This window comes from Streptomyces sp. V3I8, assembly GCF_030817535.1.
In the GTDB taxonomy this organism is placed as follows: Bacteria; Actinomycetota; Actinomycetes; order Streptomycetales; family Streptomycetaceae; genus Streptomyces.
The window spans coordinates 4,018,397-4,033,537 of sequence record NZ_JAUSZL010000002.1 but is presented as its reverse complement, the minus strand read 5'-3'; the positions used below and the strand labels follow the sequence as shown (position 1 = coordinate 4,033,537).

Annotated in this window: 11 protein-coding genes and 3 pseudogenes; 8 read left to right on the top strand and 6 right to left on the bottom strand. The window is 68.3% G+C overall.

Annotated features, from left to right (window positions below; genetic code table 11):
• Positions 1-150: 150 nt before the first annotated feature.
• Together QFZ75_RS17690 and QFZ75_RS17685 are read right to left on the bottom strand one after the other, a co-directional pair.
• Positions 151-1,263, bottom strand: coding sequence for a C40 family peptidase (locus QFZ75_RS17690; protein ID WP_307538082.1), 1,113 nt, complete (start codon positions 1,261-1,263; stop codon positions 151-153).
• Between the two features lie 339 nt (positions 1,264-1,602).
• Positions 1,603-2,412 carry a class I SAM-dependent methyltransferase gene (locus tag QFZ75_RS17685; protein ID WP_307538080.1) on the bottom strand — a complete coding sequence of 270 codons (810 nt, stop codon included), beginning with the start codon at positions 2,410-2,412 and terminating at the stop codon, positions 1,603-1,605.
• 305 nt (positions 2,413-2,717) lie between these two features.
• Between QFZ75_RS17685 and mshA the strand changes: the two genes are divergently transcribed.
• From mshA to QFZ75_RS17670, 3 genes are all read left to right on the top strand, one after another.
• Complete coding sequence (gene mshA / locus QFZ75_RS17680; protein WP_307538078.1) at positions 2,718-4,055, top strand: D-inositol-3-phosphate glycosyltransferase; 1,338 nt, start codon at positions 2,718-2,720, stop codon at positions 4,053-4,055.
• On the top strand, positions 4,048-4,557 hold the full coding sequence (locus QFZ75_RS17675; RefSeq protein WP_307538076.1) for a YbjN domain-containing protein: 510 nt from the start codon (positions 4,048-4,050) through the stop codon (positions 4,555-4,557). The genes mshA and QFZ75_RS17675 overlap by 8 nt, the downstream gene beginning before the upstream one ends.
• 135 nt (positions 4,558-4,692) lie before the next feature.
• Positions 4,693-6,522: a glycosyl hydrolase family 28-related protein gene (locus tag QFZ75_RS17670; RefSeq protein WP_307538074.1), complete on the top strand. Its 1,830-nt coding sequence runs from the start codon at positions 4,693-4,695 to the stop codon at positions 6,520-6,522.
• Here the strand turns inward: QFZ75_RS17670 and QFZ75_RS17665 are convergent.
• Complete coding sequence (locus tag QFZ75_RS17665; RefSeq protein ID WP_307538073.1) at positions 6,501-7,304, bottom strand: AraC family transcriptional regulator; 804 nt, start codon at positions 7,302-7,304, stop codon at positions 6,501-6,503. The two genes, QFZ75_RS17670 and QFZ75_RS17665, sit on opposite strands and share 22 nt — an antisense overlap.
• Positions 7,305-7,353: 49 nt before the next feature.
• Here QFZ75_RS17665 and QFZ75_RS17660 point away from each other — a divergent pair, with 49 nt between their 5' ends.
• A complete protein-coding gene (locus QFZ75_RS17660) occupies positions 7,354-7,836 on the top strand; it encodes a DUF2000 domain-containing protein (protein WP_307538071.1) in 483 nt (160 codons plus the stop codon).
• A gap of 11 nt (positions 7,837-7,847) precedes the next feature.
• Here QFZ75_RS17660 and QFZ75_RS17655 read toward each other — a convergent pair whose 3' ends face one another.
• The gene (locus QFZ75_RS17655) at positions 7,848-9,143 is read right to left on the bottom strand and encodes an MFS transporter (RefSeq protein WP_307538069.1); all 1,296 of its coding nucleotides are present in this window, start codon (positions 9,141-9,143) and stop codon (positions 7,848-7,850) included.
• A gap of 250 nt (positions 9,144-9,393) precedes the next feature.
• On the opposite strand from QFZ75_RS17655, the gene QFZ75_RS17650 reads away from it, so the two are divergent.
• Positions 9,394-10,155 (top strand): phosphoglyceromutase, encoded by a 762-nt coding sequence (locus tag QFZ75_RS17650; protein WP_307538067.1) that lies wholly within the window; start codon positions 9,394-9,396, stop codon positions 10,153-10,155.
• 664 nt (positions 10,156-10,819) lie between these two features.
• On the opposite strand, the pseudogene QFZ75_RS17645 reads toward QFZ75_RS17650, so the two are convergent.
• Positions 10,820-11,407: pseudogene (locus tag QFZ75_RS17645) on the bottom strand (tyrosine-type recombinase/integrase); the annotation flags it as partial.
• Here QFZ75_RS17645 and QFZ75_RS17640 point away from each other — a divergent pair.
• Positions 11,400-11,615: pseudogene (locus QFZ75_RS17640) on the top strand (ATP-binding protein); the annotation flags it as partial. The pseudogenes QFZ75_RS17645 and QFZ75_RS17640 sit on opposite strands and share 8 nt — an antisense overlap.
• Positions 11,609-11,983 (top strand): annotated as a pseudogene (locus QFZ75_RS17635) (hypothetical protein). The pseudogenes QFZ75_RS17640 and QFZ75_RS17635, both read left to right, overlap by 7 nt.
• A 209-nt stretch (positions 11,984-12,192) precedes the next feature.
• Here QFZ75_RS17635 and QFZ75_RS17630 read toward each other — a convergent pair.
• Entirely contained in the window at positions 12,193-13,977 is a 1,785-nt protein-coding gene (locus QFZ75_RS17630; protein WP_307538065.1) for a DUF262 domain-containing protein, read from the bottom strand.
• A gap of 374 nt (positions 13,978-14,351) precedes the next feature.
• Between QFZ75_RS17630 and QFZ75_RS17625 the strand changes: the two genes are divergently transcribed.
• Positions 14,352-14,837 carry a DUF4265 domain-containing protein gene (locus tag QFZ75_RS17625; RefSeq protein WP_307538063.1) on the top strand — a complete coding sequence of 162 codons (486 nt, stop codon included), beginning with the start codon at positions 14,352-14,354 and terminating at the stop codon, positions 14,835-14,837.
• The last annotated feature ends 304 nt before the right edge of the window (positions 14,838-15,141 follow it).

Genomic DNA, 15,141 nt, shown 5'->3' with positions numbered 1-15,141 from the left:
CGCCGGGACAACCCCGGTCGGGCAGACCAGGCCGGGCGGGCCGGGCCACGCGTACGGGGGTGACGTACGGCGCTCCCCGCAGTCGCCCGGCGCGTGCACAGGCGGGACGGCGCACCCACCGGACGCGCGCCCCGGCACCGGCAAGCCCTGCTAACCGGGCCGTACGACCCCGAGTATCGGCATCGAGCCAGCCCCTGCGATCGTCACCGTGCGGCCGGGGCGGGGGGCGTGCACCATCGCGCCGTCGCCCAGGTACATCGCCACATGGCTCGCGTCGGAGTTGTAGATGATGAGGTCGCCGGGGCGCATGGCCTCGACGGCGACGCGGTCGAGCTGCTTCCACTGCTCCTGCGAGGTGCGGGGGATGCCCTGCCCGGCGGCCGCCCACGCCTGTGAGGTGAGCCCGGAGCAGTCGAACGTCTTCGGCCCCTCGGCGCCCCACTCGTACGGTTTGCCGATCTGCGCCGTCGCGTACTCCACGGCCTTCTTGCCCCGGGCGGAGGCCTTCCGGCTGATGTCGTCCAGGACCCCCGAGTCCAGCCAGGTCGTCTGCGCCCGCCGCGCGGCCTGCTGCTCCAGCTTCGCCAGCCGCTTCCTCTCCTCCTTCTGCAGCGCCGACTCGAGCTTCTCGGCGGCGGCGATCTGTTCCTTGACCTTCTTCTTGGCCTTGGCCCTGGCCTCGCGGTTGGCCTCGAGCTTCTTCCACTGGGCCGCCGCGTCGCGCGCGTACTGCTCCAGGTCCTGCTGGGTGCGCCGCATCTCGGCGAGGAGGCCCTTGGTCGCCTGCGCACCCTGGCGGGCCCGGCCCGCGCCCTCCAGGAAGTCCTGCGGATCGTCGCTGAGCACCAGCCTGGCCTCGTCCGGCAGGCCGCCGCCGCGGTACTGCGCGCGGGCGGCGGCGCCCGTGCGCTCCTTCAGCTTGTCCAGCCGGGCCTTGCCCTCGACGATCTCGCGGGCGAGCCCGACGATCTGGGTGGACTGCTGCTCGGTCCGCTCCTCGGCGAGGTTGTACGCGTCCGTGGCGACCGCCGCGTCGTGGTAAAGCGTGTCCAGGTCCTCGCGGACCGCTTCGAGCTGCTCGTTGCTCACCGGTGTCGCGCCGGGAGCCGGAGTCAGGTCCGGGTCCGTGGTGGGGGCCGTGGAAGGGGCCGGGGCGGGTGTCGGCGTCGGGGCCGCGTACGCCACGCCCGGCGCGGACAGGATGACTGCCGCGCAGGCCAGCGCCATGGCCGCAGTGGTCGCGCTCCGCACGCCGGATCCCATGGACCGACCCCCTAACTGATACACCGTCAGTAACTTACGAACGCTCCGGGGATCGTGCCATACCGGCGCACAGCAGGACAGAGATGGGCGGGAACTTCCACCCGTCCACCACCTGTTCGCCGCCCGCCCGCTCCCCCTCACTGCCCAGCCGGTCGCGATCTCCCTCGCGTTCCCCGCCAGTGTGACGAACGACTCAGCGAGATCGTTCCCTTTTCCCGACAGCCCGACAGCCCGACAGCCCGACAGCCCGGCGCCTCCGTCCTCGTCGAGTACCTTCGCTTTCCGGCGAGCGTCCCCGGCCGGCGCCCCCGTCAGGCGATCCCGTCAGCGATCCCGGCCCTACGCGACCGGCGCCAACGCCTGCCACCGCACGGTCACTTCGCCCTGCCGCCAGCGCGGCAGGGCGTCCGCGACCGGCCAGTCGGCCGCCAGATCGCGGACCGCCCTGATCCAGCGCTGCCGGGCGCCGTACGAGGCGTACGGCGCGGCGGCCGCCCACGCGCGGTCGAAGTCGCGCAGGAACGCGTGCACGGGCTCGCCCGGGACATTGCGGTGGATGAGGGCCTTGGGGAGGCGTTCGGCCAGGTCGGACGGGTGCTCCAGGGAACCGAGGCGGGTGGCGAACGTGACGGTCCGCGGACCTTCGGGGCCGAGCGCGACCCACACGTGCCGGCGGCCGATCTCGTCGCACGTCCCCTCGACGAGGAGTCCGCCGCGCGAGGTGGCGTCCGCCGGTGCCAGCCGCCCGCACAGCCGTGCCCACACCGCGGCGACCTCGGCCTCGTCGTACTGCCGCAGGACGTTCGCCGCGCGGATCAGCGACGGGCGGCCGGGCAGCGGGACCTCGAAGCCGCCGTGCCGGAACTCGAGGCCGTCGCGCTCGTACGGCTTCGCCGCCGCGACCCGGGCGGGGTCGATCTCGACGCCCACCACGCGCGCGCGTGGGTCGGCCCCGCGCAGGCGCTGGAGCAGTTCGACCGCGGTCCAGGGGGCCGCCCCGTATCCGAGGTCGACCGCCACGGGGTGGTCGGCGCGGCGCAGCTCGGCGCCGTGGGTGGCCGCGATCCAGCGGTCCATGCGGCGCAGCCGGTTGGGGTTGGTGGTCCCGCGCGTGACCGTCCCCACGGGTTTCGCTGCGCGGGCGTTCATGAGGTCAAGGGTATGCGGCGCCCTTGCGCTCACCCGGACCGGTGGGTACCCGGTGCTGACGGGTACCCGGCGCTGACGGGCACTTGGTGCCGATGGGTGCCGATGGGTGCCGGTGGGCGCCGACGGGTGCCGGTGGGGACCGAGGGGACGGCACGCAGAAGCGCATCGAACGGTTGAGCGACTTGCGGTAATGATTCGGCAAAGAGGAAATGGAGCAGGATCCTCCGATGTTCAGGACTTGAAGGGTGCTCCACGCCCCGCCGCCGGTATGCCCGCAGCACGGTCCGTAGAAGGAGGAAGGCCACGTGAGCCAGTACGTGAGCAGGCTCGGGCGCCGCTCCCCGGCGGCAGCGACGAGGCTCCGCCCGTACCGCAGGCCCCGCCGGGTGGCGATGCTCTCCGTGCACACCTCGCCGCTGCACCAGCCCGGCACGGGCGACGCGGGCGGCATGAACGTCTACATCGTGGAGCTGGCCCAGCGCCTCGCCGCGATCAACATCGAGGTGGAGATCTTCACGCGCGCGACCACCGGGGCCCTGCCGCCCAAGGTGGAACTGGCGCCCGGCGTCCTCGTCCGGCACGTCGACGCGGGACCCTACGAAGGACTCGCCAAGGAGGAGCTGCCCGCCCAGCTGTGCGCCTTCACGCACGGGGTGATGCAGGCCTGGGCCGGCCACCGCCCCGGCTACTACGACCTGGTGCACTCGCACTACTGGCTCTCCGGCCACGTCGGCTGGCTGGCCGCCGAACGCTGGGGCGCCCCCCTGGTGCACGCGATGCACACCATGGCGAAGGTCAAGAACGCGGCGCTGGCCGAGGGCGACACCCCCGAGCCGGCGGCCCGCGTCATCGGCGAGACCCAGATCGTGCGCGCCGCCGACCGCCTCATCGCCAACACCTCGGAAGAGGCCGACCAGCTCGTACGGCACTACGAGGCCGAGCAGGGCAAGGTCGCGGTCGTCCATCCGGGCGTGAACCTCGACCGGTTCCGCCCGGCCGACGGACGCGCCGCCGCCCGCGCCCGCCTCGGCCTCCCGCAGGACGCCCTGATACCGCTCTTCGCGGGCCGCATCCAGCCCCTGAAGGCGCCCGACGTGCTGCTGCGCGCGGTCGCCGTTCTCCTGGAGGAGCGGCCCGAACTCCGTTCGAACATCGTCGTCCCCGTGGTGGGCGGCCCGAGCGGCAGCGGCCTCGCCAAGCCCGAGGGCCTGCAGAAGCTCGCCGCGCGGCTGGGCATCGCCGACGTGGTGTGCTTCCGGCCGCCGGTCGGCCAGGAGCAGCTCGCGGACTGGTTCCGGGCCGCGTCCGTCCTGGTGATGCCCTCCTACAGCGAGTCCTTCGGGCTCGTCGCCATAGAGGCGCAGGCCGCCGGCACACCGGTGCTCGCGGCCGCGGTGGGCGGCCTGCCGGTCGCCGTGCGCCACAAGGAGACGGGTTTCCTGGTGCCCGGCCACGATCCCGTCGACTACGCGCGCGTGCTGCGCGACTTCGCCGACAACCCGGCGCTCGCGGACCGGATGGGCGCGGCCGCCGCCTGGCACGCCCAGTCCTTCGGCTGGGACACCGCCGCCGCGGCCACGGCCGACGTCTACACGGCCGCGATGCTCGAACACCGCCGTCACGTACGCTCCCACCATGGCTGAGACGACGGACGTGGAGCGGGCGGCGGGGACCGTCGAGGAGTTCTTGAAGGACGCCGAACTGGAGTGGGAGAGCCCGCGGGCCGGCCACTACGTGGTGAAGCTCCCCGGCACCCGGAAGCTGTCGACGACCGTCTCGCTCATCGTCGGCAGGCACTCCCTGTCGCTCAACGCCTTCGTCGTCCGGCACCCGGACGAGAACGAGGCCGGGGTGCACCGCTGGCTCCTGGAGCGCAACCTCAAGCTCTACGGCGTGAGTTACGCCGTCGACCCGCTCGGCGACGTCTACGTGGCGGGCAAGCTGTCGCTGGCCGCCGTGACCGCCGACGAGATCGACCGGCTGCTCGGCTCGGTCCTGGAAGCCGCGGACGGCAGTTTCAACACGCTCCTGGAGCTCGGTTTCGCGTCCGCGATCCGCAAGGAGTACGCGTGGCGGGTGTCGCGCGGCGAGTCCACGCGCAACCTGGACGCGTTCAGCCACCTGTTCGAGCGCCCGACCGACTGACCCCATGGTCCATACCAACTGACCCCTGCACGACCCTTCTCCGCCGTGAGGTTGTCGTGTCATGCTCACCGCCGACGCACATCTGAACTTCGTTCACATCCATGGAATTTCCCCTCCCTGGAAGGCGGTTCGGGCATGAGTGACCGTGGCAGTGACCGTGGCAGCAATGGTGGCAGTGACCGTGCCAGCAATGGTGGCGGCGACCGTGGCAGCAACGGTGGCGGCGACCGTGACAGGGACCATGACGCGGACATCACCAGACGAGCCCTGCTCGCCGGCGCGACAGCCGTCGCGGCGCTCGCCGTGACCGGCGCACCCGCGGCGGCCGGGGCCCCCGGGCCGGGCGCGTCCCCCACGAGGGGCGCCGGCCCCCGGGCCGGTACCGGCCCGGGGGCGAGCCCCGGCCAGGTGCCCGAACTGTGGCGGCAGTACGCCCGCGCCCCCTTCGCTCACCCGCAGATCCCCTACGTCGGCCGCGCCGGGCAGCGCGCCGGAGCGGCCCGCCCGCCCCGCCGTCCCGTCGTGGCCGACGTCCGCGCGTACGGCGCCACGGCGGACGGCTCGGCCGACTCCGCACCCGCGATCAACCGTGCCGTCGCCGCCGCCGGAAGGGCCGGCGGCGGCACGGTACTCGTCCCGCCCGGCACCTACCGCCTCGACGGCCTGATCCACGTCGGGCACTCGAACGTCGTCCTGCGCGGCGCCGGCAGCGCCCGTACGAAGCTCCGTGCGACCCGCAGTCTCACCGAGCTGATCGGGGCCTACGGCTCGCGCTACGGCGGCGACAAGTCGTCCTGGTCCTGGGCGGGCGGCCTCATCTGGTTCTGCCCCGCGGACCGTTTCACGAGCCTGACGGACGCGATCCGCGCCGGGCGGTGGCCCTTCGAGGGCTGGACGGGCAACGAGCGGGACGAGTGGCGGACGCTGACCACGGTCGAACCGGCCCGCCGGGGCTCCTGGTCGGTAGCCGTGGCGGACCCAGGCCGCCTCGCGCCCGGCGACCTCGTCCTGCTGCGCCTCGCCGACGACGCGGACCACACCCTCCTGGAGCACATGGCGGGCGGCGGTCCGGGCCCGGAGGCGTACCACTGGGACGACAAGACGAAGCTGACCAGCTACGTCCCGTACGAGTGGCCGGTACGCGTCACGCGCGTGCGGGGCCGGCACATCACCCTGGAGCGGCCGCTCCCGCTCGACGTGCGCCCGCAGTGGGACCCGCGCCTGACCACGCACGTGAAGGCGCTGACGGGATCCGGCGTCGAAGGGCTCACCCTGGAGGCCGTCGAGACCCCGCAGGGCCCGCACCTCCTGGACCGGGGGTACAACGGCGTCACCTTCCAGTGCGCGTACGACTGCTGGGCCGACGACGTCGTCGTACGGCACATGGACAACGGCTTCGGCCTGGTCGCCGCCTCGGCCTGCACCCTGCGGGACACCCGGGTCGCGGGGCGCGGCTCCCACCACCCGTACTTCTGCCGCGAGGGCTCGCACGACAACCTCGTCGACCGCTTCACGATCGAGGAGCGCACGACACCGGCGCCCGCGGGGACCCAGCTGCACGGCATCAACGTGGAGGGGCTGTCCTCGTACAACGTCTGGTCGCGCGGTGACATGCGCATGGGCACGTTCGACTCGCACCGCGGCATGCCCTTCGCGAACGTCCGCACCGACATCACGGTCACCAACGACGGCCGCCACGGCGGCGACGCGAGCGCCGGACCGCTCTTCGGCGCGCGCTTCACCCACTGGAACATCCGCGTCACCAACGGCCGCGCCGGCCTGATGAAGATCGACGCACTGGCCCCGTACAGCGCCACCGTCGGCATCAACGAGGTGACGGAGTCCGGCCAGACCGACGTACCCGACTTCACCGGGCCGCTGCACTCCCGCCTTGAGCTGTACGGGACGGCGCACGCGGTACGCCCCCGGAACCTGTACGACGCTCAGCGCGAGCTGTCGCGGTAGCGGCCCGGCGCCACCCCGACCAGCCGTTTGAAGTGGCGGGTCAGATGCGATTGGTCGTAGAAGCCGGTCTCCGCGGCCACCTCGCCCGGCGTGCGGCCCTCCAGCAGCATCCGGCGGGCGCGTTCCACCCGGCGCGACATCAGGTACTGGTGCGGCGGTATGCCGTACGCGCCGCTGAACGCCCGCACCAGATGCGCGGGATGCGCGTGCACGAGACCGGCCGCCTCCTGGAGGGTGACGCCCCGCAGGAGGCGTTCGTCGAGGAGTTCGCGCAGCCGGTGGGCGAGCGGGTGGTCGGCGCCGCGACCGTTCGCGACGGGGCCGGGCGCGGGGCGCAGGTGGCCGCGCAGCCGCTCGCCGATCAGGGTCAGCCTGCTCTCCGCCTCCAGCTCGTCGCCGGGGCGGGCCAGGACGGTGTGCAGTTGCCCGACCCGCCGCCGCAGCACGGGGTCGACGAGGTCGGGGGTGTCCACGGCCGGGCCGATGTACGTCTCGTCGAGCCGGCTGAGGTCCAGGTACAGGACCCGCTTGCGGAAGCCGTCCGCGGTGATCGGCGAGCCGTTGTGCGGGACGTGCGGCGGGAGCAGCGAGACCGTGCCGTCCGGGGTGCCGCGCTCGTGCCGGTCGAGGTCGTAGCGCACCGCGCCGGCGTCGACGATCAGCAGGGTCCACGCGTCATGGACGTGCATCGGGTACGCGTACTCCGTGAAGTGGGCGTGGAACACCTCCACGACACCCGGCACGCTCGGGCGCCACGCGGAGACCTCACGCTGGGCGACCATGCAAAGAACGTACAAGACGGACGCGTACGGGGCTCGGCAGTCTCAGTGCATGAACGCTGAACCTCTTCCCACCGGCCCCGGCCCCGGCCACGCCGAACCCCCCGGCCACGCCGAACCCCCCGTCCGTTTCGACACCAAGATCGCTGTCCTGCTGCGGGACGACCTCGAGCCGTGGCAGCGGCTGAACGTGACCGCGTTCCTCGTGAGCGGGCTCGGCCCGTCGGTCCCCGAGGTGGTCGGGGAGCCGTACGCGGACGCCGACGGGGTCGGGTACCTGCCGATGTTCCGCCAGCCGGTGCTGGTCTTCGAGGGGACGAAGGAGACGCTGAAGGCGGCCCACGGCAAGGCCCTCGCGCGCGCCCTGCCCCGCGCGCTGTTCACGTCCGACCTGTTCACCACCGGCAACGACCGGGACAACCGGGCGGCGGTACGGGCCGTACCGACCGCGGAGCTGGATTTGGTGGGCCTCGCGGTGTACGGCGCGCGGGGCGCGGTGGACAAGGTGGTGAAGGGGGCGCGGATGCACCACTGAGGCGTACGCGCTCAGCTTGCGGGGGTGATGTCCCGCGCGGTGCCGATCTCGGACTTGGCGGTGGTCGGCAGGGGCACCTCGGTGACGGGCACGAGGGGTTCCTCGTCGGGGAGCGACCGCATGAGCGCCCCGTACCCGACGCCGGCCACCGTGCCGACGACCGCGCACAGGCCCCACAGCCACGCGGCCCCGTACCGGTCGATGACGACGCCGGACATCAGGGGCGCGACGAGGGCGGCGACGGACCAGGACATCGTGTACATGCCCTGGTACCGGCCGCGGCCCTGCACGGGGGAGAGGCGGACGACGAGACCGGTCTGGGTGGGCGCGTTGACGATCTCGGCGAGGGTCCAGACGCAGATGGTGAGCATGAAGACGCCGACCGAGCCGGCGAAGGCGGTGAGCCCGAACCCGTACCCGGCGAGGAGCGACGAGACGACGAGGAGACGCCGCGGGTCCCGGTCCTGGATGAACCGGGTGACCGGGATCTGCAGTACGACGATCAGCACGCCGTTGACCGCGATCACCAGGCCGTAGTCGGCGGGCGTGAACCCGGCCGCGCCCATCGCCACCGGCAGGCCCACGAACCCCTGCTGGAAGATCACCGCGACCAGGAAGGACAGCCCGACGACGCTCATGAAGCGCCCGTCGCGCAGGACCGTCCGCAGACCCACCTCGGGTTCACCGGCCACCCTCTCCACCGGCTGGGGCCGTGACTCGGGAAGCTTGGCGAAGACGACGACCGCGCAGGCCATCGTCATCCCGGCTTCCAGGAGGAAGCCGGCGAGGTAGCTGTACTGCGCGATGAACCCGGCGGCGGCGGAGGAGACGGCGAACCCGAGGTTGATCGCCCAGTAGTTGAGTGAGAAGGCCCGGACCCGGTCCTCGGGCCGCACGATGTCGGCGATCATCGCCTGCACGGCGGGGCGGGAGGCGTTGCTGGCCATGCCGACGAGGAAGGCGACGGCCGCGATGGCCACCGGGTGGTGCATGAAGCCGAGCAGCGCGACGGAGACGGCGGTGGACGACTGGGCGACGAGGAGGGTGGGCCGCCGCCCGAGCCGGTCCGTCAGCACGCCCGCGCCGAGGGAGGAGATCACGCCGCCGAGCCCGTGCAGCGAGGCGACGAGCCCGGCGTACGAGGCGGAGTAGCCGCGGTCGAGGGTGAGGTACAGCGCCATGAAGGTGGCGACGAAGGCGCCGAGCCGGTTGACGAGCGTGCTGGTCCACAGCCACCAGAACTCGCGGGGGAGCCCGGAGACGGTCTCGCGGGCGGCACGCCTCACGCTCAGGGACGTGAACGGCATCGGGACCCCCAGGTTCCAGTTTTTCGCGCGCCTCGTGTGCGCCTCGTGCGCGCCTTGTGTGCGCCTCGGGTAAGCGGTGCTTACGGCGAGCACAACTTACGAGGACGGCTTCGGCGGAGGCCACTCAATTAACAGAAGTCGTCAAGTGTCGAGCCGGGGCGGACGGCACTCCCCTGATCGCCCGCCCGACGGGTGTCCGCCTTCCGGGCGGGCGAGCGAACGCCACAGGGCGTCGATTACGCTCGGGACCATGGCCGACGCACCGTACAAGCTGATCCTCCTCCGCCACGGCGAGAGCGAATGGAACGCGAAGAACCTGTTCACCGGCTGGGTGGACGTCAACCTCACCGAGAAGGGCGAGAAGGAGGCAGTCCGCGGCGGTGAGCTGCTCAAGGACGCCGGCCTGCTGCCCGACGTGCTCCACACCTCCCTCCAGAAGCGCGCGATCCGCACGGCGCAGCTCTCCCTCGAATCGGCGGACCGCCACTGGATCCCGGTCCACCGCAGCTGGCGCCTGAACGAGCGCCACTACGGTGCGCTGCAGGGCAAGGACAAGGCGCAGACCCTCGCGGAGTTCGGCGAGGAGCAGTTCATGCTGTGGCGCCGCTCGTACGACACGCCGCCCCCGCCCCTCGAGGACGGCACGGAGTTCTCGCAGTCGGACGACCCGCGCTACGCGACGATCCCGCCGGAGCTGCGCCCCCGCACGGAGTGCCTGAAGGACGTCGTCGTCCGCATGCTCCCGTACTGGTACGACGGCATCGTCCCGGACCTCCTGGCGGGCCGCACGGTCCTGGTCGCGGCCCACGGCAACTCCCTCCGAGCCCTGGTCAAGCACCTGGACGGCGTCTCGGACGAGGACATCGCGGGCCTGAACATCCCGACGGGCATCCCGCTCTCGTACGAACTGGACGCAGAGTTCAAGCCGCTGAACCCGGGCGGCACATACCTGGACCCGGCGGCGGCCGCGGCGGCGATCGAAGCGGTAAAGAACCAGGGCAAGAAGAAGTAACGCGACGCTGACGAGCCCCCGACCTGCGAGTTTTCCGCGGGTCGGGGGCTTTTTGTTGAGGCCGGGCCGTCTGTGGGCCGTCAGGAGGATTGACAAGCGGGTTCTGAGGGCGACTCGCTTGAGTACACTTGCAACTGGCTACTGAACGAAGGCGGGCCGTTAAAAAAAAGCCCCCTGAGGATCACTCTCCGTCGCGTGATATGAGACCGGCGATGACTACTACACGTAGTGATTTCTTCAGGGTGCTACCGGCATAGACCCGCTACGTGAGCAGGGTCTTCCTTCGAGGTAAGGGCCCGCAGTGACCTTGCATGTTCCTCTGGTCAATGGCTTCGTTGTGATGGTTAGCATCGTCGTCGCATGCATCGTGTTCCACCGGAGTCGTAGTACGCATGACGGTCGAGCGACCAAGGGCGACCTTGCAATGGCGATCACCGCTGCGGGTGCCTGCGTGCTGATTCTGGGATTTCTGTTTGGTCTAGGGGATGGGGCGGCAGCGACGTCAGACCCGCCAACTGCACCTACGGCACCGGTTCTCGACCCGCTGAGCCCGTCGTCACACCCATCGAGCGATGCGCCGCATGAATGAGTCCAGTCCACTGCAGTGCATTCCGCAGACTGCATAGTCGTGGGTGGCCCCTGCAGTTGGGGGCCACCCACGTGCTCACTTGCTTGGATGGGAGGGCGAGGCTGCGCTGAAGAGCCTGGCAACAGCTTTGCGCGTGCGTTCCTGGCTGGACGGCATCAGATGCGCGTACACCCGCAGCGTCAGCCCTGGGTCCGAGTGGCCCAGGTACTCGGCGAGGGCCTTGACGTTCTCTCCCGCGTCCAGGAGCACCGAGGCGTAGAAGTGCCGCAGCGCGTGCATGCCGTTCTCGCGCGACTCGACGTAAGGCCGGCCACGCTCAGGCACCGGGATCACTCCGGCACCAGCCAACGCCCGCTTCCACGCCTCCTCGTTCAGCGAGGTACGCCAGACATGACCGCCCCGGGGCCCGGTGAAGATCAGCCGCTTTGTCACAGGCGGCCCGTCCGCGACCTTCCAAGGCAACGTGATCTCGACAGGCGGGAACCGCTGCAGGTGGGCACGGAGCGCGTCTGCGACCGGACCGGGAAGCGGTACGTCCCGGAGCTTGCCGCCCTTGGGTGGAGCGAACACGGCCTTGCTGCGGCTCAGCTTGAGTTGCTGGACCACGTGCAGCGTGTCCGACTCGAAGTCGATCGCGTCGACGGCGACACCGAGGATCTCCCCGCAGATGGTCGCCCTGTCGGTCACGGACGACGGAGGCACCGGCCGGGCCCCGAAGGTCGAGCACCAGGACTAAGACGCCGAACACGGCCAGGGATTGGGCATGGTCAACGCGCTCGCGCACCGGGTGGTGGTCCACAACAGCAACGGCGGCCACACGGTCACCGCGGAACTCTTCACAGGCGTCCGCCCAAAAGGCCATCCATGCTGACGACCAAGCCTCAGCGGGGCTACTGGTGCGAGTGCTGGACAGAAGACCTCGCCGTGGGAACGGCGCCGGAGCTCCGAGGATCCTTCGACGCGTACTCAGCGCCGCAGGCCGACAGGTAGGTAGCGGTTGCTCTGCACACAATCTCACCGGCACTCGACGCCGACGCATCCGACGAGGCATGAGGATGGCTGTATGAGCGCCGCATCCAGACTCGACGAGCCCTCTTAGAGATGCAGCCCTGCACAGTCTCGGTAACTCACGTGAGTACCCGCATCACCTGGACGATCCGCCCAGCCCTTTTTCTGCCGCTTGCACACCGACAGGGCACCGAAATCCCAGCCTGCGCACACGACTTCAAGCCTCAGTAGACCGACTGAGTTACAACTTTCTCTACTGGTTCAAGGCGGCTCGCTCCGCTCCCCGCGCGCGGCCCGGCCCCCGGCCGGCGCCCGTACCGCACCAGAGCAACCAGCCGTCTGATGCCAGAGCGGGGTTACGTCGTGGCTGAGGCGGTCAGTTCCGCTACTTTACGGAGCCGCATTGACGCGAGCCTCGAAGAGCGCGGCCCTAAACACGATCAGAAGTTGCGAGAGATATGTGAAAGGAACTCGTCAGTTTTCATTTCGTTTGTTGATGCACCGACTCTCACGAAGAACCTATTTTTGTACGAGATGGGCTTGCCAAGCGATCGAGGCTTCATAATCCAAAGCACTCTTCCGTCGCAGACGAGCGGACTAAAGCTGTGCACGAGGTCAGCCGAAAAAGCAGGGTCCACTGGGGAGGCCTTGATCTTTGCCTGCCATTTTAGCCACCAGGAGTCGATGTCGTGGCCCAAGTGAGCGATCTGCTCCTCAGTCCCCATTACATGCTGCCCGTGAATTTCTACTGGAGTCACGCCGAAGATTTCAGCTGAGCGTTTTGCCGCCGATGGTTTGTCTGCGACTCCGATCAGAATGAGACCGGTTGCGTCGCGGCTCCAGTTCGCCATGCCGACTGCGGTCTGCATTACTTCGTCAAATAGATCCACATTTTCGGTGGGCGGGTTCGAGAGTACGCAAAACCCCTGCTTAAGCTCGACGAGGGGGTCCTCGTTAACTGGGCCCTGCAGGTAACTTTCGATCAGCAAGCGCGCATTAAGCTGCTTGGTGATACTTTTAGGCTCGGGCTTGAAGAAAGCCTTCTTGATGCGACGCTTCACTTGCGGGTAGAGTTTGGCCTTTTCATCTTTACCCCATGCGCTTCCGCCGGTTGGAATGGCGAGGTCGCGCCCCCAGAAGTTATCCAAGATATTTCGAACGGCCTCCAATGAGAGAGGCTGCATCCCATCGATAAAGATGAGTTCGTAGAGGATGGAAAATACTGCTTGAAACTGCCGTCTTGTGCCCTTCTCGTAGGTCTCCAGGTGGACCATATGGCGACCGAGAGGACCGTGGTCACGCATGGCTTCATCTAACATCTCGATCACTGCCACGATGCGTTGTTGCAGATTTTCAATGCCAACTGCCGTAATAGCCAAGCTGACTTCTTCCGCGGAGGCCGACCTGATTTTCCGCGGCAATCCGTATGCCACATCTCGATTCTGCCAACCGCTCGTAGGCCAGGGAGTAAGAATGGCATCAAGGACCAAGTCCAAAACCATTTCCTCGTCACCAGACGAGCGAATATCGTCTGCGCCAATAATATTGTGTCGCGTCCAGAAAATGCGCTCGAGGTCTAGGCCGTATTCGAGATCCTTCCGCGAGATAGAGAGCTTTTCCATCTCGCTCAGAGTCAAAGTCTCAGCGAAGGTTCCGTCGCCCCGGATGGTGGCACTAGTGCGTCGCACTACATCTGACAGCGGTCCCATTACGCCTGCCTGACGAATCTCGTGCAGGCTCAAACGCCTTCCGCCGCTATTAATTCGACGAAACACCTCATCGATCGACGAGGTTGCCGCATCACGATAAATCGAGACGGGGATTTGATAGTTGGCAATTTCCAAGGAAATGTCACGCGACAGCATAGGCTCTTTTTGCGTGAGCTCTCCCGAGTGGAGCTTAGCCAAAGTGTCGCCCGTCGTAGCCAAATCGAAGTATTCACCTTTATATGGATACTTGTTTTCCATGAATGAGAAGAATGCTTCGAGTCGCTGAAGTCCATCGATTAGCTCATAGATTTCCATCCCTCCCTTTCTCCTCTGAGCGAGGAGGATTAGCGGGATCGGTAGCTTGTTGACGGCGGAGTCAATGAGCTTTTCCTTTTCGTCACGCGTCCAGACGAGCTTTCGTTGGTAGCGACGGTCAACGAGAAGTTTATTCCTGTAGTACTGATTGTAGAGCTGGTGGAGGTTCTGTCCTTGGACGGATAGCTCTGAACTCTGCATACGTATCACCGTAGTCGACGTGATTGGGGTTGGTCCCAAATATCAAACAACTGGGCTGCCTGTAGGTGAGATCGCGGTAGTGCGTTCCTGGTACTGCCAGCTGACCTCGATCAAGCATGCACTGCATGCAGAGGTCATCGCCGAAAGTCAGCCACGCACCCGCCGTCGAAGCTTGCACTCACGGACGTTGTCGAGCAGCGTGGCTGAGGCCGGTGGGGGTGCAGCGAGGCATACGCGCGCGTGCGTGGTCGGCCGCCTCGCCGTCGTGACTGGCTGTCGTCGGCTGAGGTAAGAATCAACCCGTATCTAGATCCGGGCGGTTCATCGGCCACCCACCTGCGGCCGACGCGTCGGGGTTCTGCATCCTGAGCACCATGACGAACCCCGAGGGCCCGTACGTGAAGGTGCACTTCCGGATGGAGATCGAGGACGACTGGCCCCCGGCCTCCGTGGAGAGCCTGTGGGCAGTCGACCAGGGCGACGGCACCGCACGGCTCGACAACACCCCCTGGTTCGTTCGAGGCGTTGCCTGCGGGGACATTGTGGCCACCGAGCCCGACGAGGAGGGCGTGCGATGGGCCGGCGAGGTAATTCGTCACTCGGAGAATTGCACCATACGCCTCATTGTGCTCCGTGACGGCGGTTCAGGAGCCGCACGGCAGAGCGTGCTCAACGCGTTTCACGAACTCGGAGTCTGCGGCGAGGGCATAGAACGGTTCCGGATGGTCGCTCTGGACGTCCCGCCCACCGTCGATCTCGCCAAGGTGCAGAAGCTGCTCAACCATGGTGTGGCCAAGGAGTGGTGGCATATGGAAGAGGGGTGCATCACCGAGCAGTGGCGGGCTGCATCCGCCGGTTGAGGCCGCTTACGTGATCCATTGCTGGGCCGTCCCTGGGCCGTCCGAGGCCGCTCTGCAGTGGCCAATGACCACCAACGACGACCTCCAGGCGCACAAGCCGACCGTCTCTGAGCAGCAAAAACCCAACTCACCAAGATTCCCGGCAAGACCCAGGGCAAGAAGAAGTAACGCGACACTGACAAGCCCCCTGTCTGCGGGTTCTCCGCGGGTAGGGGGTTTTGCGGATGTCCACAGCGACACCTGCGCGCCTTGGTGTCGACACGGGCCTGGAGTGCGACTTGTGCGACCGTCACCGGGCCTGTCC

Bases quoted from the DNA above. Each gene is read 5' to 3' on its own strand.
- QFZ75_RS17690 (WP_307538082.1), bottom strand. From the start codon at position 1,263: ATGGGATCCGGCGTGCGGAGCGCGACCACTGCGGCCATGGCGCTGGCC.
- QFZ75_RS17660 (WP_307538071.1), top strand. From the start codon at position 7,354: ATGAACGCTGAACCTCTTCCCACCGGCCCCGGCCCCGGCCACGCCGAA.
- QFZ75_RS17630 (WP_307538065.1), bottom strand. From the start codon at position 13,977: ATGCAGAGTTCAGAGCTATCCGTCCAAGGACAGAACCTCCACCAGCTC.
- QFZ75_RS17655 (WP_307538069.1), bottom strand. From the start codon at position 9,143: ATGCCGTTCACGTCCCTGAGCGTGAGGCGTGCCGCCCGCGAGACCGTC.
- QFZ75_RS17625 (WP_307538063.1), top strand. From the start codon at position 14,352: ATGACGAACCCCGAGGGCCCGTACGTGAAGGTGCACTTCCGGATGGAG.
- QFZ75_RS17650 (WP_307538067.1), top strand. From the start codon at position 9,394: ATGGCCGACGCACCGTACAAGCTGATCCTCCTCCGCCACGGCGAGAGC.
- QFZ75_RS17685 (WP_307538080.1), bottom strand. From the start codon at position 2,412: ATGAACGCCCGCGCAGCGAAACCCGTGGGGACGGTCACGCGCGGGACC.
- QFZ75_RS17665 (WP_307538073.1), bottom strand. From the start codon at position 7,304: ATGGTCGCCCAGCGTGAGGTCTCCGCGTGGCGCCCGAGCGTGCCGGGT.
- QFZ75_RS17670 (WP_307538074.1), top strand. From the start codon at position 4,693: ATGAGTGACCGTGGCAGTGACCGTGGCAGCAATGGTGGCAGTGACCGT.
- QFZ75_RS17675 (WP_307538076.1), top strand. From the start codon at position 4,048: ATGGCTGAGACGACGGACGTGGAGCGGGCGGCGGGGACCGTCGAGGAG.